The organism is Marinospirillum alkalitolerans, assembly GCF_045055655.1.
GTDB classification, from domain to species: Bacteria; Pseudomonadota; Gammaproteobacteria; order Pseudomonadales; family Halomonadaceae; genus Marinospirillum; species Marinospirillum alkalitolerans.
On the sequence record NZ_JBANFI010000010.1, the window covers coordinates 16,751 to 41,954 of the forward strand.

Consider the following 25,204-nt stretch of genomic DNA (forward strand, 5'->3'; position numbering starts at 1 on the left):
CGAGCGGTCATCATAAGCTGTCTTGTCAACCTGTCAATAAATTTTGGTTTACAATAGGGCGTTTTGTTTTACCCTAGCAGGAGAAGGGTGAACGAGAGGAGGGGATATGTCTTTACCAGCAGGAATCAAATGGACTGAAGCCGAGACGGCTTTTGATCGGGATCATCTCTGGCATCCCTATAGTTCGATGGCCCAGCCAGCCCAAGTCTGGCCTGTCGCGCGTGCAGAGGGTGTGCGCCTCTATTTGGAAGATGGGCGGGTGCTGCTGGATGGCATGTCTTCTTGGTGGTCCGCCATTCATGGCTATCAGCATCCGCAGCTGGATGCCGCCTTGCAGAGCCAAATCAGTCAGATGAGTCATGTGATGTTTGGTGGGCTGACACACCAGCCTGCGGTTGAGCTCGGACGGCGGCTGGTCGCCTTGACACCACCAAGTCTGGATCAGGTCTTTATTGCCGATTCAGGGTCGGTCTCGGTGGAAGTGGCGCTCAAAATGGCAGTGCAGTACCAGCAAGCGCGTGGCTTGAAAGAGAAAACCAAGGTGGCTGCACTCTTGGGTGGCTATCACGGGGATACGCTGGGTGCCATGTCGGTCTGTGATCCGCAGCAGGGTATGCATCGCTTGTTTCGCGCTGGGTTGCCAGAGCAGGTGTTTGTGCCCCGCCCGAGCCTGGCCTATGGCGAGGTTTGGCAGGAAGAAGCCCTCGCACCTTTAGAGCAGCTGCTGCAAAACCAGCATCATCAACTGGCCGCCTTGATTCTTGAGCCAGTGGTTCAGGGTGCAGGCGGCATGTACTTTTATCATCCTGAGTACCTGCGTCAGGCGCGCTGGCTCTGTGATGCTTATGATGTGCTGCTGATCGCGGATGAAATTGCCACAGGTTTTGGGCGCACGGGGCATCTCTTCGCTTGTGAGATGGCTGGGATCGAGCCGGATCTGATGTGCGTGGGCAAGGCGCTGACGGGCGGTTATATGACGCTGGCCGCGACACTGACACGGCGTGATATCGCCCTCACCATCAGTCAGGGCGAGGCAGGTGGATTAATGCACGGCCCCACTTTTATGGCGAATCCGCTGGCATGTCGGGTGGCCTGCGCCAGTTTGGATCTCTTATTAGAAAATGACTGGGCGCAACAGGTCGCAGGTTTAGAAGCCGGATTAAAGGCGGGATTGGCTCCCTTGGTCGGCCATCCTGCGGTTGCCCAGGTGCGAGTTTTAGGCGGCATCGGTGTTGTACAAATGCATCAGCCGGTGGAGATGGCGCGCTTGCAGCCAGCTTGTGTCGAGGCGGGGATCTGGATTCGGCCATTTAACAGGCTGATCTATATGATGCCACCCTATGTGATGTCAGCTGGGGATCTTACGCAGCTGACAGCCAGTCTGGTGCAGGTGATTGAGCAGGTTTATGCTCCGACCGCTTCTGCAGTCGCGACAGCACCTTGACTGCCTTAAGCCCCGCGCCCTGAGCCACAAAAAAGCCAGAACCCGAAGGTTCTGGCTGGCTGGATGCCCCTCTTTGCAGCGACTAGGCGGTTGCCAGGTTCGGCTCAGAGAGGGTGCGGCGGCGTCTTTGTAGCAGGACGACCAGCAGGAACAGCCCAAGAGCAGGAACCCAGATCCATTCTTTGGTCCAGCGATCCGTTGGCGCACTTAACGCGATGATGCGCTGGTCAAACTCCAGTCCCAGATCAGCGGCTAAGCTACCAAAGGCCACGTTATCAATCATCATCTGGCCATTGTCTTCAAACAGCTCCAGCCCAAGTTTTTCTAGGCGTTGATCCACTTCATCGCCCTTGGGGACAGGCAGCAAGACAACAAATTCACGCAGATCACCAAAGGCATCCTCACCGGCAATGCGTAAACGCAGCACGCTTTCTGCATCCACCTGCTGAATCACTTCGACCAGCTCAATCGGATCAAAGTCTTCGTAAGGCTCATGGATCTTATCCATCCAATAGCCGGGGCGGAAGAGCATAAAGGCCACCAATAGCAGCAACAGGGTTTCGTACCAGCGATTTTTGACCAAGAACCAGTTTTGTGTCGCGGCAGAAAACACCAGCATCGCTAGGGTGGCGGTGATAAACACCAGGATCCCATGCCAGAAGCCCACATCGATCAACAGCAGATCGGTGTTGAAGATAAACAGGAAGGGCAGGATCACGGTGCGCAGACTGTAATAGAAGGCCTGAGCGCCAGTGAAGATGGGATCACCTCGCGAGATGGCTGCTGCGGCAAAGGAGGCCAGACCAACAGGAGGCGTGACATCGGCCATAATCCCGAAGTAGAAGACAAACAGGTGCACAGCGATTAAAGGCACGATCAGGCCATGCTGCTGACCAAGCGTCACAATGACCGGCACCATCAGGCTTGAAACCACAATATAGTTCGCGGTGGTCGGCAGGCCGAGACCAAGAATCAGGCTGAAGAGGGCGGTTAAAATCAGCATCAGCATCAAGTTGCCCATCGAGAGAAACTCGACCAGATCCGAGAGCACCAGCCCGACGCCTGTCTGGGATACGGCGCCGACGATAATGCCCGCTGTGGCGGTGGCAATACCGATACCGATCATATTGCGCGCACCACCAATCAGACCTTCACGCAGATCGATGATGCCATCGACAACGCCGCCATGATCATGCGGATGGGCGCTGCTGCGGCGCATCCAGCTGAGCAGGGGGCGCTGAGTCAGCAGAATAAAGATCAGAATCACGCTGCCCCAGAAGGCCGAGAGGCCAGGGGAGAGGCGCTCCACCATCAGACACCAGACCAATACCACCACAGGCAGCAAGAAGTGCAGGCCTGAGAGGAAAACCTGACGCGCATCCGGCAGGGATTCCAGTGGCTTGTTGGGATCTTCAGGCTCCAGAACTGGCTGGCTCACGGCGACTTTTAGCAGGCCGAGATAGACGGCGATCAACAGCAGCGCAACGCCAAAGAGTGAGAAGTCACCCATCAGGGGTTTGAGCCAACCCAAACCATAGTAAACCGCGAGAGATAAACCACTGATTAGTGCGGCACCAAAGGCAAAGCCGGTGATGCGGATCAGCCAGGGCTTGGGCGTGCGCTGGCCGATTGGCTGCATGCCCATTTTCATCGCCTCAAGGTGGACGATATAAATCAGCGCGATATAAGAAATGACCGCGGGTAAGAAGGCGTGCTTGATGATCTCAACATAGGGAATGCCGACATATTCGACCATCAGGAAGGCCGCCGCGCCCATGACCGGTGGCATGATTTGCCCATTGACCGAAGAACCCACTTCTACCGCTCCGGCCTTGTTGGCAGAAAACCCCACCTTTTTCATCATCGGGATGGTAAAGGTACCGGTGGTGACCACATTGGCAATGGAAGAGCCGGAGATAATGCCAGTAAAACCAGAGGCCACGACAGCCGCCTTGGCTGGACCACCACGATAGTGCCCTAGAAGACTAAAGGCCAGCTGAATAAAGTAGTGCCCTGCGCCCGCACGCTCTAAAAGTGCACCAAAGAGCACGAACAGAAAGACAAAACTGGTCGAGACCCCCAGCGCGATACCAAAGACCCCTTCTGCGGTGATCCACTGGTGGTTGGCCAGCGCAGCCAGGCTGACACCACGGTGGGCCAGAAAGCCCGGCATATAGGGGCCAGCCAAGCTGTAGATCAGAAAAATCAGCGCGATGATGGTCAGAGGTAAGCCCAGCGCTCGCCGTGTGGCTTCTAACAGCAGAGGGATGCCGATACAGGCCACCAGAATATCTTCAAAAGTCAGGTTGCTGGGTCTGAGCGCCAGTTGTTGATAAAAGATAAATAAATAAGCTGAAGTGGCTGCCGCAATCAACGCCAGTGCCAGATCAGCATAGGGGACCTTTTGTCTAGGTGAAGTTTTAAAGGCCGGGTAGGCCATGAACGCCAGCAGCAGGGCAAAAGTCAGGTGGATGGCGCGAGACTGGGTGTCATTAAAAGTGCCAAAACCGAGTAAAAAAGGCAGTGGAGAAGCAATCCAGAGCTGGAAGCAAGACCAAGCAAGAGCAATACCGGCCAGGGTTTTGGCCATCAGCCCTTCAAGCTGACGGCCACCTGTATCTTGCTCGAGGAGCTCTTTAACAGAAATATTTTTTTCAGGCATGGTGCGCACCTGTAGTCATCAATAAAATCGACTTCTGATCAAGAAGTCGCCTTGGCAGCCCGAAAAGGCACAAACTGAGCAGCCGCCCAGTCAATGGAAATACAAAAAGCAGGCTCAGCTTGTGGCTGTAACCTGCTTTTACAGTGCCAAGGTGAACTTGGCGTGAAAGGCTTATTCGATCCAGCCACGCTCACGGTAGTAGCGGGCAGCACCTTCGTGCAGCGGTGCAGACAAGCCAGATTGGATCATTTCCTGCTCAGAAAGATCGGCAAAGGCTGGATGCAAGCGGCGGAAGCGATCAATGTTGTCAAAGACCGATTTCACCAGCTGATACACCACTTCTGGATCGGTGGCTGTGGTGGTGGAAAGTACCGCGCGGCCACCAATAGAAGGGGTCGGCTCGTCATTGCCACGGTAGACACCACCGGGAATTTCGGCATAGGTGAAGTAGCTGCGCTCTGCGAGCAGACGGTCGATCGCTGGGCCAGTGATGGGGACAAAGACCGCATCCACGGTGGTGGTGGCTTCTTGGATCGCACCATTGGGGTGACCAACGAAGTAGGTCATCACATCAATGTTGTTATCGTTCAGGGCGCTGGCTTGTTCAGCGGGGCGCAGCTCAGTGGCGAGGGAGAAGGTACGACGTGTCCAGCCCTGCTCGGCCATGATCTCTTCTAAGGTGTCACGCTGGCCTGAGCCTGGGTTGCCCAGATTGACGCGCTTACCCTGGAGGTCTTCTAGGCTGTTGATATTGGCATCACGGCGTGCCAGAACGGTAAAGACTTCGCTCTGGATAGAAAACACTGAGCGCAGTTCAGGCATGGCACCCTGAGCCTCAAAAGGAGGCAGGCCATTCAATGCCTTATACTGGTGGTCAGACTGCATCACACCAAAATTGTACTCGCCGGAACGAATACCATTCAAATTGGCAATCCCGCCACCACTAGAAGGGGCATTACAACGAAGTCCGTGATCACTGCTGGTCCGATTAACAAAACGACAAATGGACTGACCTGCGGCATAATAGACGCCTGTTTGCCCGCCGGTACCAATGGTCATAAAACGATCATTCGCAACAGCTTGTCCACCAGTCAAGCTAACGCCTGCCAGGGTGGCGCATAGAGCCCATGCAAGGGTTTTTCCTTTCATCATGGGAGGTTCTCCTCGGTTAATTCATGAGTCAGCCAGGTATGGCTTCGGATGAGAAAAGTGATTTTCTACTCAGGGGCTGAACACTAGGCTGCAAAAGTCTTTTTCAGAGACCTAGCGCAAAGCTGGGCTTTGTCAGCTGTTTTGCATCCTAGCATCTGCTTTTAAGCTGAACAAGCTTGCTTGATGCCTGATGTCATTCTTTTGTCATCAGTAAATGATTGTTGCTCTAGCTGAAAAAGGTAAAACTAAGCATGAAAATTTCAACGCAGCTCCTGACGGCTGTGATTCTATTGATTCTTCTGATGTCGGCGCTGGCTGCGGGTGTTTCGATTCACCGTCAGCAGCAAGATATCCAGCAATACCTGCGTAGCGAGACACAGCGCATCCATGCCGGACAACTCCGTACACTGACCATCACCCACGAACTCCTGAGTGCGCAAGTGCGCGCCAGTCTGCGCCTGTTGCAGCTTGAAGCCCAGCGCCTAGGCCCAGCGGAGATAGATGGCGAGGCTTTTCTGCAGCAGCAGCGCGTGCCGCATTTGTATTTTGGGGCGCAATCCTTGATTGATCAGCACCAATTGGTGGATCAGGTCACACAAATACAAGAAGGTACGGCGACGATCTTTGTGCGCCGTGGTGAGGATTTTATCCGTGTGGCCACCAATGTGATGCGCGATGGCGAGCGTGCCATTGGCACCCATCTGAACCGTGATTCGGCGGCCTATCGTGCGCTGGCGGCAGGAGAGGATTTCTTTGGGCAGGTGGATATTCTCGGCCAGCCTTATATCACTGGCTATAGCCCGCTACGCAATGATTTGGGTGAGGTGATTGGTGCCTTGTATGTCGGCTATGCCGCTGAGCTGGCACCACTGCGCGAGGCAATTGAGAGACTGCGCGTGTTAGATGGTGGCTTTGTCGCGCTTTTAGATGATCAGCGGCGTGTGCAGATGCACTCGGCGCACCTCAGCCGTGAGCAGGTAGAACGTGCTCTCTCAGGCCGCGATCCTGCTTGGCAGTTAGCCCGTCAGACCTTTGCGCCTTGGGGCTATCAGGTCATCATCGCCTACTCGGATGATGAAGTGGCGGCTCGCCTGTGGCATAGCAGTGTGCAGCTCTTGTTGAGTATTCTGCTGGCCAGTGTGCTGCTATGTGGTGTGATCTATCTGCTGGTGCGTTATCTGGTCGCGCGGCCTTTACAGCGGGTGTTGGGCTCGATGCGTGATATTGCGCAGGGCGAGGGAGATCTGACGGTGCGTTTAGCGAGTCATGGCAAGGACGAAGTCGCTGAGCTGACGGGCTACTTCAATCAGTTTGTAGCCAAGATCGAAAGTCTATTGATTGGCGTGCGGGCATCCGCGCAGCAGATTCAAACGGCCACCCAAGAGATCGCTACTGGCAATACGGACCTTTCACAGCGTACAGAAGAGCAAGCGTCCAGCTTGGAGGAAACGGCTTCTAGCCTGGAAGAGCTGACTTCAACCGTGAAGGATAACAGCGACAATGCGCGGCAGGCACGGCAACTGACGCAAGAAGCGGCCCAGCAAGCGCAAGCCAGTCGCCAGGATGCAGAGCAGGTGATCCAGTCTATGCAGGCGATTCACCAGAGTGCCGAGAAGATGGCGGATATTATAGGTTTGATTGATAGCATCGCCTTTCAAACCAATATTCTGGCCCTCAATGCTGCGGTGGAGGCCGCGCGAGCTGGTGAGCAGGGCCGAGGTTTTGCGGTGGTGGCGGCAGAGGTACGCCAGTTGGCGCAAAGGTCCGCTCAGGCGGCAAAGGAGATCAGCCAGTTGATCAGCGCGGCCGTACAGCAAGCCAATACCAGCCAAGAGCAGGTGCAGGCGACAGGTCAAGGGATACGTCAGCTCGCGGACGCCATGCAACAGGTTGCGGCTTTGATCAGTCAAGTCGCGGTGGCCTCGGGCGAGCAGAGTGAAGGCATCGAGCAGATCAATCAGGCCGTGGTGCAGATGGACAGCGTGACCCAACAAAACGCGGCACTGGTTGAAGAAGCCGCGGCTGCCGCTGAGTCTTTACAAGAGCAAGCCCAGCAGCTCAGCGCAGCGGTGGGGGCTTTTCAGTTGAGTGAGCAGGAGGAGCCACAAGCCGCTCCCCGTGTTCAGCCCAGGCTGAAGGCGATGCCGCGTTTGCCGCGCCCAAGTTGATCCGCTATCCGCTCAGTCGCCTCTGATCAACGCAGTTGCATCGAGCCCAGCCGTTGATCAGAGGTTTTTTGGCAGCTTCTTTTCCCAGAACTCGGCCTGCCCCAGCGTGGGGTCGAGTGCATAGGGCGCAAAGCCCAAGCGCTGGTAGCTCTTTTGCGCTCCTGGATTCCCGCTGAGAACTTCGAGTGTGATTTTGCAGCACTGGCGCTGGCGTGCGATGGCTTCGAGCTTGGTGATCAGCGCTGCGCAGATTCCCTGCCCGCGAAAGTCAGGCGCAACATAGATGTCATGAATGTTGATCAGCGGCTGGCAGGCAAAGGTCGAAAAACCTTCAAAAGCATTCAGCAGGCCGATGGGTTCTTCACCGGCAAAAGCCAGTAGTGTCAGCGCATCAGGCCGCTTGGCTAAGGCGGGGACCAGTCCCGCTTGCACTGTGGCGGCCAAGGCTTCGCCACCGCCCATCGGATCTTGTGCATAGGCATTCAGCAGGGCTGGAATAGCACGTTGATGGGCTGGGTGTTGATAGTCAGCTTGCAAAATATGCCAAGATGTCATGGCCAGGTGTTCCTCTTTGGTGCCGTAACGCTGGTTGGAGACGGCAGGGTGAGTGAAGTAAAAAACCCTGCCGGAGCAGGGTTTTCTGTGATCGTTTGTGGTGGCTTAGAGCCAGAAGCCGACTACCAGATAGTAACAGGCCAGTGTCACGATCACGATTCCAGTGAGGTTGAGCATCGCCCCAGTGCGGATCATCGAGCTGATCTTCATGTGCCCTGTGCCGAACACGATCGCATTCGGTGGTGTCGCAACGGGCAGCATAAAGGCGCAGCTGGCAGCAATGGCCGCTGGCACGGTATAAAGCAGCGGAGACAGATCCTGCGCGACAGCCAGTGCGCCAAGCAGCGGCAAGAAGGCTGCGGCTGTGGCCGTGTTACTGGTGACCTCTGTCAGGAAGAGGATCACCGCCACCACCAAGGCAATGGTCAGCAACAGAGGGAGGGTGCTCAAACCACCTAAGCCGTTGGCGATCCAGACGGCCAGTCCTGAGCTGCTGATCATTCCAGCCAAGGCCAAACCACCCCCAAACAGCAGTAGTACGCCCCAAGGAATGGCATCCGCCTTATCCCAAGACATTAAGAACACGCGCTTTTTGATATCAACAGGAATCATAAACAGCGCAATCGCGGCTGCCATAGCAATGCCAGTATCGCTCAGCCAGGGCATCCAGGTGTTCAGCATAGGACGGACCACCCAAGCTAAAGCGGCGAGCACAAAGACCAGCGCGACCAGTTTTTCTGCCTTGGTCATGGGTCCCATCTTACGCAGTTCTTCTTGCAGCATGGCTTTGCTGTTCCCTTTGATATCAAAAGGCTTGCGGCTCAGCCACCACCAGGTGATCCCCATCATCAGAATACTGACAGGCAGGCCGATTAGCATCCACTCGCCAAAGCCAAGCTGAATGCCCTGATTGTCCGCCAGATAACCAGCCAGCAGTGCATTGGGTGGCGTGCCGATCAGTGTCGCCACACCGCCGATACTTGCGGCATAGGCAATCGCCAAAAGGAGAGCGGTTGCAAAACGCTCTAACTCAGCTTCATTATCCGATTCCATCAGGCTGATGATCGATAGACCTATAGGCAGCATCATGATGGCGGTGGCCGTGTTGCTGACCCACATACTGATAAAACCTGTTGCCAGCATGAAACCGGCAATCTGACGCGCGGGTTGATCTCCCACGGCCAGTAGAGTCAGTAGCGCAATCCGTCGATGGAGATTCCAGCGCTGCATGGCCAAGCCCAGCAAAAAACCACCTAAAAACAAGAAGATGATGGGATTGGCATAGGGCGCAGTGACATCGCGCAGACTCGCAATGCCCAGTGCGGGGACGAGAAGAATGGGCAGTAAAGAAGTGATCGGAATCGGAATCGCCTCCGTTGACCACCAGGTGGCCATCAGCAAGGTCAGACCGACAACCCGCCAAGCAATTTCGGACATGCCCTCAGGTGCAGGGAGGATAAAGGTCAGCAATAAGAATGCTGGGCCAAGAAAAAAGCCGATCCAGGCTGCCAGCGACATACTGTGCTGCGCTTCTTCCGTGTGATGGGGTTCAGCGTGACTCATATAACCTTGCCTTTTGTAGTCATTTAACAAAGGCCAGCATACTACAGGCCTTAGACCTTGGTTGGATTTATTCTTTAGTCTAATAAACTGGACTCAGAGGTGATTTTGTTTATTCAAATAAGGACTTAGCTAAACTTTTCAGCGTAGAAAAACAGGGTTTTTATTGATTTAGGTTCGTGTTCAGCAGGTCGCTCGGGATGGGGTTTGACCTTTCAAGAAAGAGAAGCTTTTTCCCTGAGATTCTGATCTTCGGTATAGTGGCAAGCTGCACATCAATCCCTTGAGGACAATGACGGATGAAGCCGATACTGCTACTGGGCCTGCTGCTGATGCTGACAGGCTGCTCTTTCTTAAAAGACACTGGCGCTTGGCAAGAGCCAGAGGTGCGTGTTGAACAGGTACGCCTGACCGGATTGAATTTTGAACGAGCGCAGTTTGCGGCCCATTTTGCGGTCACCAATCCCAACGCCTATGCCATTCATCTCGGTGCATTGGATTATCGTCTTGATGTGGCTGAAGCCCAGCTGGTGGCGGGGCGTCAGGTACAAGGCCAACGCTTGGCCGCAGGACAAACACAAACCGTGACGCTGCCTTTTGAAGTCGAGTTTGCGCAGTTGCTGCATCTGGCTGATACCTGGCAGGAGGCCACGCGGATTCCTTATCGTCTAGAAGCAGGCATGCGTTTTGAGCTTCCTTTGGTGGGTGATTTACGTGTGCCGGTGCGTCACCAAGGTGAAATCCCAAGGCCACGTTTGCCTCAGGTGCGTTTGATTGCGCTGGAGCAAGAAGCGCTGAGCCTCAGTGGTGTGAGCCTGGTACTGGTGTTGGGTGTACGGAATCTCAATGATTTTCAGCTCAATATTCAGCGTTTGAATTATGGCCTGCAGCTGAATGGACAGGCCGTCGGGCAGGGTGCCCTAGAGCCTGATTTAGCACTGCGCAGTGAACAGGAAACCCAGTTGCGTATTCCGCTTCGAGTCAGCAGTAGCCAAGCCGGTCGCGCACTGATCGAGAGTTTGATGCGCGGTGGTGAGCTGGATTATCGTATTGATTTTCAGAGCCAGATAGGTTCGACCTTGCCTTTGTTGCAAGCCTTTCCCTTTGCTGCCCAGCGCGAAGGGCAGATCCGACTCAGCCGTTAAAAGGAGACAGAAGATGGCCGATTTCTTGATTGTAGGTGGCGGTGTGATCGGTATGATGCTGGCGCGTGAGCTGGCTGATGCAGGTGCAGATGTCACACTGGTTGAACGTCGCCAGTGTGCACAAGAATCCAGCTGGGCTGGGGGTGGTATTGTCTCGCCACTCTATCCTTGGCGCTACCCTCAAGCCATCACTGCCTTGGCAGATTATTCGCAAGGCTTTTATCCACAGCTTGCCGCGCAATTAAAAGAAGAGACGGGGATCGATCCTGAGTTGCGTCAAGATGGCTTGGTGTTCTTGCGTGTTGCTGATCAGCAGGCCGCATTAGACTGGGCGGCGCAGGGTCAGCGGCGTCTAGAAAAGGTGGATGCCGCCTTTTTATATGAGACAGAGCCCGATGTGGCTCCAGGTTTTAGTGAAGCGCTATGGATGCCGGATGTGGCCAGTATCCGCAATCCACGCCTTGGTCAGGCTTTACGGGCCTCCTTGCAAAAGCGAGCCAATATTCGCCTGCTCGAAGAGACGGATGTGGTGGATCTTTATCATGAAGAAGGTGAGGTACTGGGGGTGCAGGGCAAGCAGATGGTGTTGGCTGCGCGCCACACGATCTTGTGTGCAGGTGCCTGGACGGGCCTTTTATTGAACAAGTTGGATCAAACGACGGCGATTAAACCTGTGCGTGGGCAGATGATCCTGTTTAAAGCGCCGAAAGGCTTGTTGAATCGCGTAGTGCTGATGGATGGTCGCTATTTGATTCCACGTAATGATGGCCGAATTCTGGCTGGATCAACCTTGGAATATGCCGGCTTTGATAAGCACACGACTGAAGATGCCTTGATCTCCTTGCGCGACACGGCCTATCAGATTATGCCGCGTCTGCGGGATTATGATATCGAACATCATTGGGCTGGTTTGCGCCCCGGCAGCTTGGATGGTATTCCCTTGATGGGCCCTGTACCTGGCTACCGTGGCTTATCGATCAGTGCGGGACACTTTCGCAATGGGTTGGTGCTGGCACCGGCTGCAACGCAGGTGATGGCGGATCAGCTGCTTCAACGCCCCCCGAAGATAGATCCGGCGCCCTATCAGCTGTTGGCTGATTAACATCCAAGGCTACTGATCGGCTTCAAAAGCCTTTTGATGTTCTTTACAGCAAAAATGGTAGGGTTCGGCGTGAATCGCGCTGCTTTCAGGAAGATGGACACCACACTGAGCGCAGCGCACCATGCTTTCTGAATCCAGATGAGGCTTCTTCTCTTGCCCAAGGTGTTCTTGTCCCGCACCCTGCTTGCGCTCCCAGACACGCCAGAGTTGCCAGCCAGCCCAAAAGAGCAGCAAAAATACAAGCAGGCGAACAATGAGTAGACTCATGCTGATTTCTCTTGTGATTGGATTCACCTCTCAAGCCTTGTTCGGATGAGTCGATCAAGGCGCTGGATGGAGAGGGTCGAGCAATAGATTTGCGCTTGCTATCCAGTGTTCTTAGACTAGCGGTTTTCAGCGCTGCTTGTCTAGTCAAGCCCCTTTGCTAGCCCAGTGCCGAGGCCCATCTTTGATTGATTTGCATTTCTAGAAGGATAAATACATCGTGTCGAGCCTGAGAATCTGTGCTGCGCAGTTGAATGTTGTTGTTGGCGATCTGCAAGGTAATACATCGCGCTTGATCCAGCTGGCTCAAGAAGTGCATCAGGCTGGATCGGCCGACCTGCTGCTCTGTCCTGAACTGCTATTAACTGGATACCCACCAGAAGATTTGCTGCTGCGCGCAGAACTACAAGAGCGAGTGGAAGCTCAGTTGGTGCGCTTGGCACAAGAATGTCCTCAGGATCTCGCGCTGGTGGTGGGGTATCCGATCTGGCGTCAAGGGCGGTGCATGAATGCGGCAGGTGTCCTCTGGCAGGGCGAGTGGATCGCTGAATACCACAAGCAGTGCCTGCCTAATGAGCAGGTGTTTGACGAGCAGCGTTACTTTAGTGCGGGGCAAGACTCTTGCGTGGTTGAGATTCAGGGGTGTCGTCTGGGTATCCTGATTTGTGAAGACCTCTGGCAGACCGGCCCCGCCGAGGCCTGTGTGCAAGCTGGTGCGCAAGGTGTGCTGCTGTTGAATGCCTCACCTTGGCATCAGGGCAAGCAGTATGAGCGCCAAGCCTTAGTGGCTCAGGTCTGTCGTCAGCTAGAAGTGCCTGCTGTCTATGCGAATCTGGTCGGGGGGCAGGATGAGCTGCTGTTTGATGGTGCCTCTTTTGCGCTGAATGCGCAGGGTGAACTGATGGCGCAAGCCCCCGCTTTGCAAGAAGCGCAGATGACCGTGGTCTGGGAGCTGCAGGGGGCTGGCTGGCAAGCTCAGCTGGGCGAGATTCATCCCTGGCCAGATGCCGAGGCTTATTTATATGGAGCACTGGTTTTAGGCTTGCAGGACTATGTGAATAAGTCGGGTTTTGCAGGTGTGGTGTTGGGCTTGTCTGGCGGTATTGATTCGGCTCTTTCCTTAGCGATTGCGGTGGATGCTTTGGGGGCGGATCGGGTGCGGGTGGCGATGCTACCCTATCACTACACATCGAGCATGAGCCAGGAAGATGCCGCCGATCAAGCGCAGCGCTTGGGTGTGCGCTATGACGTTTACTCGATTGCACCGATGGTTGAAGCCTTTATCAGCAGTCTGGCAGACACCTTTGCTGGCACTCAGCGTGATACCACTGAAGAAAATCTGCAAGCGCGCTGCCGAGGCACGCTATTGATGGCGCTGTCGAATAAGCTGGGCTTAATGGTGCTCACAACGGGCAATAAAAGTGAGGTCGCCGTGGGTTACTGCACCCTGTATGGCGATATGGTGGGTGGCTTTAATGCCTTAAAGGATGTCTACAAAACGCAAGTCTTTGCCTTGGCGCGTTGGCGTAACCAGCAGGGAGAGGTGATCCCTCAGCGAGTGATTGATCGCCCACCATCAGCTGAGTTAGCACCAGATCAGAAGGATGAAGACTCTCTGCCGCCCTATGCTGAGCTAGATGCGTTGCTGCGAGCTTATCTCGAAGAGGGCGCCACGCAGGCCGAGCTGGTCGCGGCTGGGTTTGCACCTGAGGTGATCAGTCAGGTGGTACGGCTGGTCGAGCGGAGTGAGTACAAGCGCCGTCAGGCAGCGCCTGGAGTGCGGGTTTCGACCTTGGCTTTTGGCAAGGATCGGCGCTATCCGCTGGTTAACAAATGGCCGGTGTTATAGTTTGGGCATTGCTGGATAGTAGCAGCATAACAAAAGACCCGACATGCCAGAGGCAGAGATCGGGTCGGATTCGGTTCAATTAAGACCTTATTGTAGTAACGGCTCTCACCCCGGATAACCACAATAAGGTGGATGATACCCAGAACTTTTCAGGAAGGAAAGTCCATGAGTTCCAATCTTTGTCAGCAAGTCCCTTACACCCTTGGTCTGGATATCGGTGTTGCATCCGTTGGTGCTGCATTGTTATCTGATAGCCACATTCTTGGCCTGCATGTTCGTACCTTTGATAAGGCAGAAACAGATAAGTACGGCGAGTCACTGAACAAAATACGTCGGGATGCCAAATCAGCCCGCAAACGCCTGCGCCGCAGAAGCCATCGGTTATTGCGTCTGCGTCGTTTGTTCAAACGCGTGGGTCTGACCGATACAAACTCCCCGAATGCTGTCATCACCAGAATTTCGCCCTGGCAACTCAGAGCCGAAGGGTTGGATCGCTTGCTGGAATCAGATGAATGGGCGGGTGTGCTTTACCATCTGCTGAAACATCGGGGTTTTCAATCCACGCGCAAAAGTGAACTGAAAAACGATGAAAAAGCCGGGCAGATGCTGAGTGGCGTAAAAAACAATCAGCAGTTAATGGCTGCTGAGGGTTACAGAAGCGTGGGTGAGCTGGCGGCAAAGCATGAAGATTTTGCAGCAGCAAAAAGGAACAAGGGTGGCAGCTACAGTCATACCTTTGCGCGAGCAGACATTGAGCAGGAGCTTCGCCTGTTATTTGAAACGCAGCGCACGCTGAGCAATCCCTTTGCCACCCCTGAAATTGAACAGCAGGTACATACCCTGCTGATGCAGCGACGCCCCGCTTTAACGGATGAAGCCATGTTAAAAATGCTGGGTCGCTGTACTTTTGAGCCAGATGAGTACCGTGCACCCAAGGCCAGTTATTCAGCCGAGCGTTTTGTCTGGTTAACAAGGTTGAATAATCTGCGCCTGAATGGTCAGGGGGAAACGCGTGAATTGACCCCAGATGAAAGAAACCTGCTGCTGGAGTTGCCCTTTACTCAGAGCAAGCTGACTTACAAGCAGGTACGTAGCAAGCTGGAACTGGATGCTGGCTGGCGGTTTATTGGCCTGCGTTATCCACGTGAAGCAGATACAGGCAAAAACCCGGAGGATGCAGCCTTGTTTGAAGCCAAGGGCTTTCACATCCTGGGCAAGGCATACAAAAATGCAGGGTTAAAACTGGAATGGCAAAGGGACAGCCAGAACCCTGAACGGCTGGATCAGCTGGCTTATGCACTGACGGTTTATAAAGAAGACCACAAGGCAGCTCAGTGGCTGCTGGATCAGGGAATCGAACAGCCGGTGATTGATGCCGTGTTGAATGAATCCTTCTCTGATTTTGTTCGCCTTTCCAGCAAGGCACTGCAAAAAATCCTGCCATTTATGCAGGCAGGCAAACGCTATGATGAAGCAGTGCAGTTAGCCGGTTATGAGCACCACAGCCAACTGCCAAAAAGTCAGCAATCCCGCTATATCCCACGTTTTGGTAAAACCTTTGTTGCCAACCCCGTGGTGGCAAGGGCGCTGAATCAGGCACGTAAACTGGTTAACGCCATTATTCGTGAGTACGGCACACCCAGAGCCATTCACATTGAGCTGGCAAGGGATTTGAGCCGATCCTTCAAGGAGCGCAAGGAGATTGAGCGGGAACAAGGCAAATACCGGGATAATAAGCTGGAGGACATTGCCGAATTTGAAAAAACCTTCCGCTTTACCCCCAAAGGACTGGACTTACTGAAATGGCGGTTATACCGCGAACAGAACAGCCAGTGTGCCTATAGCCTGAAACCGCTGGACTTAAACCGGTTGTTTGAAGCGGGTTATGTTGAAGTCGATCACGCCCTGCCTTATTCACGCAGTTTTAATGATGGCATGAACAACAAGGTGCTGGTGCTCACCGAAGAAAACCGCAACAAGGGCAACAGAACACCCTACGAGTATCTAGATGGACAAAACGAAACAACCCGCTGGAAAGCCTTTGCAGCCGCCGTCAGCGGTAACCCCAAATACCGTGAAGCCAAGAAGCGCAATCTGCTGCGCAGGGATTTCAGCAAGGGAGCAGCAGAAGAGTTTCGGGAACGTAACCTGTCTGATACCCGCTACATTGCCCGTTCGTTTAAAACCCTGGTGGAAAACCACCTGCAACTGGAAGATAAAAACTGCGTGGTGGTTTCCGGCCAGTTAACCGCCTTTTTGCGTACTCGCTGGGGGCTGTTAAAAGTGCGTGAAGACGGTGACAAGCACCATGCGCTGGATGCGGCTGTGGTGGCTGCGTGCAGCAGAAGCCTGGTTAAGCGCCTGTCGGATTATTCCCGTCGTAAAGAGCTGCAGCAAGCCAGACAGAATCTGGTAGACCCGGAAACAGGCGAGGTGCTGGATCTTGCCACCCTCAGAAAATTGGAAGCACACTTCCCTGAGCCCTGGCCGCATTTTCGTCATGAGCTGCAAGCACATTTGTCGGCGACCCCGGCACACTACCTGCAAAGGCTGGATCACTACACGCCGCAACAGGCACAAAATGTTCAGCCGCTGAGAGTTTCTCGTGCGGCAACGCGCCGTGGCCTGGGGCAGGCGCATCAAGAAACGATACGCTCAGCAAAACTGCTAGATCAAAACCTCAGCAGTGTACGTACCCCGCTGGAAAACCTGAAACTGAAAGACCTGCCGCGCATGGTAGGGTACGAAGATCCGCGCAACCAGGCACTGGTTGAAGCACTGGAACAAAGGCTGCAAGCCTTTAAGGATGATGGCAAAAAAGCCTTTGCTGAACCCTTCTACAAACCTGCTGCTCAGGGTAAACAAGCGCCTTTGGTGCGCAGTGTTAAGCTGACCACGGTACAAAAAAGTGGCCTGCCGGTGCGTCACGGCATTGCCAGCAATGGCGATATGCTGCGGATTGATGTTTTCAGCAAAGGCGGGAAATACTTTGTTGTGCCGCTCTATGTTGCAGATGCAGTCACCGCAACCCTGCCCTGTAAAGCAGTGGTTGCTGGCAAACCAGAAGATCTCTGGGATGTGATGGATGACAGCTATGCGTTTTTGTTCAGCCTTTACCCCAATGACTGGGTACAGGTGGAGCTGAAAGGGAAAGTGGTTGAGGGTTATTATGCTGGGATGAACCGTTCAACCGGCGCAATCAATCTCTGGGCACATGATCGGAACCAGGCGATAGGGAAAAATGGACTGATAGAAAGCATCGGCATCAAAACAGCTAAAAGCCTCACCAAGTACCATGTGGATATACTGGGGCGACTGCACCGCGTCGAGCAAGAACCCCGTCAGCCACTGGTAAGGGGTTAGGTATCATGGGCTGGCGTAGTGTGATAATCAGTCAGCCGGGTTATCTCAAGCTCAAGGATCAGGCTTTAACCGTTGAGCAGCAGGATGGCAGTGTGCGTATTCCACTGGAAGACATTGCTGTGCTGCTGCTGGATAACCCCCAGATCACCCTCACCGCTCCCTTGTTATCGGCCTGTGCCGACCAACAGATTGCGGTGATCACCACCGGAGCAGACCATCACCCCAATGGTTTGTTATTACCCTACTCACCTCATAGCCGCAGCCTTAAAGTGCTGCGTCAGCAATTGGCGCTCAGTCAGCCAAGGCGCAAACGCCTGTGGCAAACGCTGGTGCAACAAAAGATACTCAATCAGGCGGCAGTGTTGCAGCGGTTTGAGCAGCCGTTAATGGCAAGAAAGCTGGAAGCGCTGGCGCGTCAGGTTAAATCCGGTGACAGCGATAATCAGGAAGCCCTGGCCGCACAGTTGTATTTCCCTGCCTTGTTGGGTAAGGGTTTTACACGCCAGCAAACCAGCTTTCACAATGCGCTGTTGAACTATGGTTATGCAGTGATCCGTGCGGCCTTGGCAAAACATCTGGTCAGCTATGGCTTTCTTACCCCGCTGGGGCTGCATCATTGTAACGAGCAAAATGCCTTTAATCTGGCCGATGACCTGATTGAACCTTTTCGCCCACTGGTGGATGCTTATTGCCTGACACACCTTCTAGCAGAGGATCAGCAGGATATGACAACAGCCCATAAAGTAAAACTGGTGGGCTTGTTGCATCAGGATATCAGCACAGTCGATATTCAGGGTGAACTGACGCAGCGTACTGTACTGGCGGCCTGCGAGGCATTGGTGATCAGCTTGGTGCAGCGCCTTGCTGATCAGGATAACCGTTTGCACCTGCCGCTATTGCAAGCTTAGGAATCAACACATGAGCAAGGAGACACGGCGATTCATGCGATTACTGGTCTTTTTTGATCTGCCAACCACCAGTGCTGCGGCCAAGCGAGCCTATGTATTGTTTCGCCGTTTCTTGCTGAAAGACGGTTACGACATGCTGCAATGGTCTGTTTATGGGCGGGTGGTGAATGGTTTTGATGATATGGAAACGCACCTGAACCGGCTGAACATGAACCTGCCACCGGAAGGGTCAGTGCGTTGCCTGACTGTCAGCGAAAAACAGTTTGCAGCCATGAAACTGCTGGTGGGGCCACCCAGAAAGCAGGAAAAAAAGGTCAGTGCCCAGCAGTTGGTGTTGTTATAAGCACGAAAAAATTGCCCTCAAACTCCAGCCAGCACAGTGCTGACAAGGGTTTGAGGGCAAGGTATTGTAGCCATCCGGGGTGAGAGAGGGAACTACAACTCCAGACGGGTGACGTTGTGAGGCTCAGAGATTGTAGCCATCCGGGGTGAGAGAGGGAACTACAACCGAGTACCGAGCGTTGCAAGCGTGCGTCTGATTGTAGCCATCCGGGGTGAGAGAGGGAACTACAACATTACGTTGAGTCTGGCTGATGTCGGGCACATTGTAGCCATCCGGGGTGAGAGAGGGAACTACAACGCTGGTATTCATGTGCGTGCAAACCTTGCCATTGTAGCCATCCGGGGTGAGAGAGGGAACTACAACCATTGATCTGGTGCTCCTGATCGTTGAGCCATTGTAGCCATCCGGGGTGAGAGAGGGAACTACAACTGAGGTTCCAGTACAGGTGCCTTGCAAGGTATTGTAGCCATCCGGGGTGAGAGAGGGAACTACAACCTGCTAGTCGATCTTGATTTGCTGCGGCTGATTGTAGCCATCCGGGGTGAGAGAGGGAACTACAACAGTATTCTTCTGGCACCTCGCCGCTGGTGCATTGTAGCCATCCGGGGTGAGAGAGGGAACTACAACTTTAGAATCGCAATCCAGTACTCCCGATTTATTGTAGCCATCCGGGGTGAGAGAGGGAACTACAACGACGTTCAAGGCTGGGTGCCACCAAGCGACATTGTAGCCATCCGGGGTGAGAGAGGGAACTACAACTATCACCTGAATCTCCAGTTATTCCACATTATTGTAGCCATCCGGGGTGAGAGAGGGAACTACAACGACTTTTAAGGATTGGGCCCGCCGCTTCACATTGTAGCCATCCGGGGTGAGAGAGGGAACTACAACATCGATGCTTCTGAGCTCAACGACCTCGGCATTGTAGTCATCCGGGGTGAGAGAGGGAACTACAACGTCGCTGTGACCGACACTGCTGACCCCAGCATTGTAGTCATCTGGGGTGAGAGAGGGAACTACAGCTTGATTAGCGGACGCGGCGACCACCGAGAAGATCAAACGTCAGGATCTGCAGCAGGGTTTTATCAGGCAGGTCGGCTGGATGAAGCTCAACAAAACGCCCTTGGCTGGCCAACTGGGGATGATCAGGCGCAAGCTCAGCGAGTAGATTTTGCAGACGCTGGGCTTGCTCTGCTTGATCCAGATGACGATAGCCTTCAATCATCACGGCCAAGGCATCGGGAACAGAGGGGGTGTCGGCATAGGCTTCGAGCACCTCGCGTCCACGGTTGATGGCGGCGATAGGTGCCCCACGGCGCAGATAAAAGCGGCCGATATAGACCTCTTGTGCCGCCAGCAGGTTCTTTAGATAGCGCATTCTTTGCAGCGCATCAGGCGTATATTCGCTGTCTGGAAAGCGGCTTGTCAGGCGCTCAAAATCGGCGTAGGCCTCGCGTGTTGCACCTGGATCACGCTGAGAAAGATCACTCAGGCGCAAGCCTTCTAAAGCATGGCGGCCCGCTTCCCAAGCAGCTAAACCACTCATGTAGAGGGCGTAATCGACTTGGGGATGTTCGGGGTTGAGCCGAATAAAGCGTCTGGCGGTGGCGCGTGCGGCTTCGGTTTGATTATTGCGATAGAGGGCGTAGATGAGTTCGAGCTGCGTTTGTTCGCTGTATTCGCCAAAAGGAAAGCGACTCTCTAAGGCTTGCAGGCGTTCAATGGCGGTTAAATAGCGCTCACGATCCAAGGCTTCTTGAGCTTCTTGATAAATCTGCGCTTCTGTCTTTTGATCATCAGGAATGCGTGTGGCGCAGCCAGCGAGGAGCGAAAGGCAGATCAGAAGCAGCAGTGCGGTGAGGGTCGAGCGGTGTTGATCAATCAAAAAAGCACGCATAGGTATCTCTAAGTCGTCTAAAACCAGTGAGATCGAGCTTGAATCTCTTCTGGATGCTAGAATAACGAAAACAAGCATGAAGTTCGAGTCAATTTAAAAAGGCGCTGATATCAGCGCAGTGATTCTTCACTCTCTCTACTTAAGATCAGGTTTATGACCCAGAAGATTGCCCAGCAGGCTCCCGTTCCTATTCATCTTGCCGGTAAGCGTGCCGATCAGGCCGCTGCTGAACTCTTTACTGATTTCTCGCGTGCCAAATTACAGCAGTGGCTTAAAGAAGGCGCCTTGTTGCGTAACGGTGCCCCTCTCAAGCCGAAGGACAAGGTGATGGCAGGCGATCTGCTGGTGATTGAAGCCCAGCAAGAGATCCAGACACGCGATGTCCCGCAACAGATCGCCTTGGATATCGTGCATGAGGATGATGCGTTACTGGTGATTAATAAAGAAGCGGGTATGGTCGTGCATCCAGCAGCAGGTCATGCGGATGGCACCCTGCTGAATGCCCTGCTCTATCATTGCCCTCAGCTTGAGGATTTACCACGAGCAGGGATCGTGCATCGTCTCGATAAAGACACCTCCGGCCTGATGGTCGTGGCCAAAACACTTCAAGCACAAACCTCGTTGGTCGCTCAGTTGCAAGATCGCTCTATGGGGCGTGAGTATGATGCGGTTGTACTGGGTTCTTTGATCAGTGGGGGCACGATCAATGCCCCGATTGGCCGTCATCCGAAAGATCGTCAACGTCAGGCAGTGGTGGTTTCTGGTGGTAAGCCTGCCGTGACGCACTATCGTGTTGTCGAGCGTTATCGTGCGCACACCCATGTGCGCTGTCAGTTGGAGACAGGCCGAACCCATCAGATTCGGGTGCACCTGTCTCACTTAAAGCACCCTTTGGTGGGTGATCCTCAGTATGGCGGGCGTTTGAAGTTACCTGCTGGCGCTGGTGAAGAGTTGAAGCAGTTTTTGCGTGCCTTCCCGCGCCAAGCGCTGCATGCTCGTAGCCTCAAGCTCCTTCACCCTGAACATCAGCAGCCTCAGCAGTGGCAAGCGCCGATGCCTGAGGATATGCAGCTACTGCTGGCCCTGCTGGCGGAAGACACACGCGAGGCTCGTTAATCATGAAGACACAAGGCGACGCGACTGGCGCAGCGCTCCATGCTCTGTCACCCGCTCGACTCTATCCACAATGGCCAGCTCCTGAACAGGTGAAAGCCTGGGTGACCACGCGTGAATATGGCCCGAGCCAGCCTCCTTACGATGGATTCAATCCTGCCGATCATGTTGGTGATGATCCGCAGCAGGTGGCCTTGTGTCGACAACAGCTGGTTGATGCAACAGGCGGGCGGCCACTCAACTGGCTAGAGCAAACCCATTCCACTCAGGTGTTGAGCCATTTTGCGCCTGGCTCGCAGGCCGATGCAGCCATTGCGCGCAGCGGTGATTACGCCTGTGTTGTGCTGACAGCAGATTGCCTGCCGGTCTTTTTTTGTGATCGCCGTGCCACGGTTGTCGGTGTGGCCCATGCGGGTTGGCGTGGGCTGGCCGCTGGCGTGCTCGAAAATACAGTGGCTGAAATGGCGGTGCCGCCTGAAGAACTGCTGGTCTGGCTAGGGCCAGCGATTGGCGCGCGGGTGTTTGAAGTCGGTGCAGAGGTGCGTCAAGCCTTTGTGGATGGGCATCCAGAAGCTGCCGCCGCTTTTGTGCCCAGCCCTTATCGCTTGAAACACTATATGGCGGATCTCTATCGTCTCGCGCGGCAGCGTTTGCAGGCTGTTGGTGTGACGCAGATTTTTGGCGGCAACCTGTGCAGTTTTGTGGATGCAGAGCGCTTTTACTCCTACCGACGCGATGGTCAGGCGACGGGCCGGATGGCGAGTGTGATCTGGTTGGATACCCCTTAGACTGAAGCCAAGGGCAGGGTTTGATCTAGGACAAATGAGACCGAGTCGGCGGAGAAATATCCTGCCCGAGCGCTTGAATCTGCGTGCTTGACCCCCACCTTAATCATCAGATGCAAACATCACACCAGTTCTGCTGGTGATGTCCATGAAGTGATTGAGGTAAAAACCATGCGTATCGATCGTTTAACCAGCAAAATGCAAAATGCCTTTGCTGATGCCCAGTCTCTGGCCGTTGGTCAGAGCCATAATGAATTGGCCCCTGTCCATCTCGTGCTGGCTTTGCTTGATCAGCAAGGCAATCCCCTGTCGCCTTTAATTAAACAAGCGGGGAGTGATGTCACTCGCGTGCGGAGTGAGTTGAAGAAGCTGCTCGCAGACCTCCCAACAGTGAGCCATTATGATGGCAATGTGCAGGTTTCTCAGACTCTGGGGCGCCTGCTGAATCTGGCTGATCGTGATGCTCAGCAACGTGGTGATCAATATATCTCCAGCGAACTGGTGCTCCTGGCGGCGCTAGAGCTGAAAGATGCCACCAGTCAGGCGCTGGAAAAAGCCGGCCTGAATAAAAAGCGTCTTGAAGCCGCGATTGATCAGGTGCGTGGCGGCGAGGCGGTCGACGATCCGAATGCTGAAGAAAAGCGTCAGGCGCTGGAGAAGTTCACCATCGATCTGACTGCACGCGCTTTAGAGGGCAAGTTGGACCCTGTGATTGGCCGTGATGATGAAATTCGTCGCACCATTCAGGTGTTACAGCGCCGCACTAAAAATAACCCCGTGTTGATTGGTGAGCCAGGTGTGGGTAAAACCGCGATAGTCGAAGGCTTGGCGCAGCGCATCGTCAATGGTGAAGTCCCCGAGGGCCTCAAAGATAAACGAGTCTTGTCTCTGGATATGGGCGCGTTGATTGCTGGTGCGAAATTCCGTGGTGAGTTTGAAGAGCGCTTAAAAGGTGTTTTGAATGAGCTGGCGAAAGAAGAGGGCCGCGTCATTCTCTTTATCGATGAGCTGCATACCATGGTCGGTGCCGGCAAAGGTGAAGGCTCGATGGATGCGGGCAATATGCTCAAGCCTGCGCTGGCGCGTGGAGAGCTGCATTGCGTTGGGGCCACCACGCTAGATGAATATCGTCAGTATATTGAGAAGGATGCCGCGCTGGAGCGTCGCTTCCAGAAGGTGCTGGTCAGCGAACCCAGTGAAGAAGATGCGATTGCGATTTTGCGGGGCCTGAAAGAGCGCTATGAGGTCCACCATGGTGTCGAAATTACCGACAGCGCCGTGATTGCGGCTGCGCGTCTTTCTAACCGTTATATCTCGGATCGGCAACTGCCGGATAAAGCCATCGACCTGATGGATGAGGCCGCCAGCCGTATCCGTATGGAGATCGATTCCAAGCCTGAAGAAATGGATCGTCTCGAGCGGCGTTTGATTCAGCTGAAGATCGAACGCGAAGCCCTCAAAAAAGAAACAGATCCTAATACGGTGAAGCGCCTTGAGCATCTTGAAGAGCAAATCACGGATCTGGCTCGTCAGTATGCGGATCTTGAGGAAATCTGGACCTCTGAAAAATCCAGCCTCCAGGGTGCTCAGCAGATTAAACAGCAGCTGGAGCAGGCGCGTCTTGATTTAGAAGCCGCACGTCGTAAGGGCGATTTGGCGCGGATGTCAGAAATACAGTACGGCATTATTCCTGACTTGGAGCGCAGTTTACAGATGGCCGATCAGCTTGATTCAATCGAGCACCAGCTATTGCGCAACCGAGTCACGGATGAAGAAATTGCCGAGGTTGTGGCGCGCTGGACGGGCATTCCAGTTAGTAAGATGCTGGAGTCAGATCGTGAAAAACTGCTGCGCATGGAAGATGCCTTGCATGATCGCGTGATCGGCCAAGATGAAGCGGTTCTGGCCGTCGCCAATGCCGTGCGTCGCTCGCGAGCGGGCTTGGCTGATCCGAACCGGCCCAGCGGCTCCTTCCTCTTTTTAGGGCCAACCGGTGTGGGTAAAACAGAGCTGTGTAAATCTCTGGCGCACTATTTATTTGATACTGAAGAAGCCATGGTGCGCATTGATATGAGTGAGTTCATGGAGAAACACTCAGTCGCGCGATTGATTGGTGCGCCCCCTGGCTATGTTGGCTATGAGCAGGGCGGTTATCTGACAGAAGCTGTGCGCCGGCGTCCTTATTCAGTTCTGCTGTTAGATGAAGTTGAAAAGGCGCATCCTGATGTCTTCAATATTCTGCTCCAGGTGCTTGAAGACGGCCGCCTGACAGACGGTCAAGGGCGTACGGTGAATTTCCGTAATACGGTGATCGTCATGACGTCGAATCTGGGTTCAGATTTGATTCAGCGCATGGCAGGTGAAGAGCAGTATGAAATGATGAAGTCCGCTGTGATGGAAGTGGTGGGCAATCACTTCCGCCCAGAGGTCATCAACCGCATAGATGAAGTGGTGGTTTTTCATCCGCTGCAAAAAGAGCAGATTCGCGGTATTGCCGAAATACAGCTGGCGCGTTTGCGTACACGCCTGCTTGAGCAGGATCTCCAGCTGAGCCTGAGCGATGAGGTGATGAACAAGCTGGTTGAGCAAGGTTATGACCCTGTTTATGGAGCCCGCCCGCTGAAACGCGCAATGCAACGTATGCTGGAGAACCCCTTGGCGCAGGAGTTGCTGGCTGGACGCTTTGCACCTGGTCAGACGATTCGCGTTGGCCTGCATGCGGATCAGCTGGTGTTCAGCGTTTAAAAACTCTTGTTGCTGTCTTCCTCTCAACTCGGTGTCTGTGGACGCCGAGTTTTCTTTTTTTAGCCATTTTAGCGCATGAAAAGATAAGTGACTGAAAGGTCAGCGCATTATTATTGCTTTGTTCCTTTGCTTGCTTGACAAAAAAAACC

At 54.1% G+C, this 25,204-nt stretch carries 17 protein-coding genes and 1 CRISPR repeat array; of the genes, 11 read left to right on the plus strand and 6 right to left on the minus strand.

Annotation, left to right across the window (positions count from 1 at the left end):
* Window positions 1–106 precede the first annotated feature (106 nt).
* On the plus strand, window positions 107–1,444 hold the full coding sequence (gene bioA, locus V6U78_RS12255; RefSeq protein WP_405341341.1) for an adenosylmethionine--8-amino-7-oxononanoate transaminase: 1,338 nt from the start codon (window positions 107–109) through the stop codon (window positions 1,442–1,444).
* Window positions 1,445–1,526: 82 nt separating this feature from the next.
* On the opposite strand, the gene V6U78_RS12260 is transcribed toward bioA, so the two are convergent.
* Together V6U78_RS12260 and V6U78_RS12265 are read right to left on the minus strand one after the other, a co-directional pair.
* Window positions 1,527–4,106 carry a TRAP transporter permease gene (locus V6U78_RS12260; protein WP_405341344.1) on the minus strand — a complete coding sequence of 860 codons (2,580 nt, stop codon included), beginning with the start codon at window positions 4,104–4,106 and terminating at the stop codon, window positions 1,527–1,529.
* A gap of 171 nt (window positions 4,107–4,277) precedes the next feature.
* A complete protein-coding gene (locus V6U78_RS12265) occupies window positions 4,278–5,255 on the minus strand; it encodes a TAXI family TRAP transporter solute-binding subunit (RefSeq protein WP_405341403.1) in 978 nt (325 codons plus the stop codon).
* Between the two features lie 254 nt (window positions 5,256–5,509).
* On the opposite strand from V6U78_RS12265, the gene V6U78_RS12270 reads away from it, so the two are divergent.
* Window positions 5,510–7,426 (plus strand): methyl-accepting chemotaxis protein, encoded by a 1,917-nt coding sequence (locus V6U78_RS12270; RefSeq protein WP_405341347.1) that lies wholly within the window; start codon window positions 5,510–5,512, stop codon window positions 7,424–7,426.
* A 57-nt stretch (window positions 7,427–7,483) separates the two neighbouring features.
* On the opposite strand, the gene V6U78_RS12275 is transcribed toward V6U78_RS12270, so the two are convergent.
* Window positions 7,484–7,981, minus strand: a complete 498-nt coding sequence (locus V6U78_RS12275) for a GNAT family N-acetyltransferase (RefSeq protein WP_405341350.1) — start codon at window positions 7,979–7,981, stop codon at window positions 7,484–7,486.
* A gap of 105 nt (window positions 7,982–8,086) precedes the next feature.
* Window positions 8,087–9,544, minus strand: coding sequence for an SLC13 family permease (locus V6U78_RS12280; protein ID WP_405341353.1), 1,458 nt, complete (start codon window positions 9,542–9,544; stop codon window positions 8,087–8,089).
* A gap of 296 nt (window positions 9,545–9,840) precedes the next feature.
* Between V6U78_RS12280 and V6U78_RS12285 the strand changes: the two genes are divergently transcribed.
* Together V6U78_RS12285 and thiO are read left to right on the plus strand one after the other, a co-directional pair.
* Window positions 9,841–10,686, plus strand: coding sequence for an LEA type 2 family protein (locus V6U78_RS12285; protein ID WP_405341356.1), 846 nt, complete (start codon window positions 9,841–9,843; stop codon window positions 10,684–10,686).
* A gap of 13 nt (window positions 10,687–10,699) precedes the next feature.
* Window positions 10,700–11,788, plus strand: a complete 1,089-nt coding sequence (gene thiO, locus V6U78_RS12290; RefSeq protein ID WP_405341359.1) for a glycine oxidase ThiO — start codon at window positions 10,700–10,702, stop codon at window positions 11,786–11,788.
* Window positions 11,789–11,797: 9 nt separating this feature from the next.
* On the opposite strand, the gene V6U78_RS12295 is transcribed toward thiO, so the two are convergent.
* Window positions 11,798–12,055 (minus strand): PP0621 family protein, encoded by a 258-nt coding sequence (locus V6U78_RS12295; RefSeq protein ID WP_405341362.1) that lies wholly within the window; start codon window positions 12,053–12,055, stop codon window positions 11,798–11,800.
* Between the two features lie 217 nt (window positions 12,056–12,272).
* On the opposite strand from V6U78_RS12295, the gene V6U78_RS12300 reads away from it, so the two are divergent.
* The 4 genes from V6U78_RS12300 (at window position 12,273) to cas2 (ending at window position 18,515) form a co-directional block, all read left to right on the plus strand.
* Window positions 12,273–13,901 (plus strand): NAD+ synthase, encoded by a 1,629-nt coding sequence (locus V6U78_RS12300; RefSeq protein WP_405341365.1) that lies wholly within the window; start codon window positions 12,273–12,275, stop codon window positions 13,899–13,901.
* A 165-nt stretch (window positions 13,902–14,066) separates the two neighbouring features.
* A complete protein-coding gene (gene cas9, locus V6U78_RS12305; protein ID WP_405341368.1) occupies window positions 14,067–17,264 on the plus strand; it encodes a type II CRISPR RNA-guided endonuclease Cas9 in 3,198 nt (1,065 codons plus the stop codon).
* Window positions 17,265–17,269: 5 nt separating this feature from the next.
* Window positions 17,270–18,172: a type II CRISPR-associated endonuclease Cas1 gene (gene cas1 / locus V6U78_RS12310; RefSeq protein ID WP_405341371.1), complete on the plus strand. Its 903-nt coding sequence runs from the start codon at window positions 17,270–17,272 to the stop codon at window positions 18,170–18,172.
* 34 nt (window positions 18,173–18,206) lie between these two features.
* Window positions 18,207–18,515 carry a CRISPR-associated endonuclease Cas2 gene (cas2, locus tag V6U78_RS12315; protein WP_405341374.1) on the plus strand — a complete coding sequence of 103 codons (309 nt, stop codon included), beginning with the start codon at window positions 18,207–18,209 and terminating at the stop codon, window positions 18,513–18,515.
* A 63-nt stretch (window positions 18,516–18,578) separates the two neighbouring features.
* Window positions 18,579–19,538: a CRISPR direct-repeat array (repeat unit 36 nt; unit sequence ATTGTAGCCATCCGGGGTGAGAGAGGGAACTACAAC).
* A gap of 4 nt (window positions 19,539–19,542) precedes the next feature.
* Here the strand turns inward: cas2 and V6U78_RS12320 are convergent.
* The gene (locus V6U78_RS12320) at window positions 19,543–20,412 is read right to left on the minus strand and encodes an outer membrane protein assembly factor BamD (RefSeq protein WP_405341377.1); all 870 of its coding nucleotides are present in this window, start codon (window positions 20,410–20,412) and stop codon (window positions 19,543–19,545) included.
* A gap of 153 nt (window positions 20,413–20,565) precedes the next feature.
* On the opposite strand from V6U78_RS12320, the gene rluD reads away from it, so the two are divergent.
* The 3 genes from rluD to clpB all read left to right on the plus strand — a co-directional run bounded on the left by rluD (window position 20,566) and on the right by clpB (window position 25,055).
* Window positions 20,566–21,528, plus strand: coding sequence for a 23S rRNA pseudouridine(1911/1915/1917) synthase RluD (rluD, locus tag V6U78_RS12325; protein ID WP_405341379.1), 963 nt, complete (start codon window positions 20,566–20,568; stop codon window positions 21,526–21,528).
* A 2-nt stretch (window positions 21,529–21,530) separates the two neighbouring features.
* A complete protein-coding gene (pgeF, locus tag V6U78_RS12330) occupies window positions 21,531–22,313 on the plus strand; it encodes a peptidoglycan editing factor PgeF (RefSeq protein WP_405341382.1) in 783 nt (260 codons plus the stop codon).
* Between the two features lie 168 nt (window positions 22,314–22,481).
* Complete coding sequence (clpB, locus tag V6U78_RS12335; protein ID WP_405341385.1) at window positions 22,482–25,055, plus strand: ATP-dependent chaperone ClpB; 2,574 nt, start codon at window positions 22,482–22,484, stop codon at window positions 25,053–25,055.
* Window positions 25,056–25,204 lie beyond the last annotated feature (149 nt).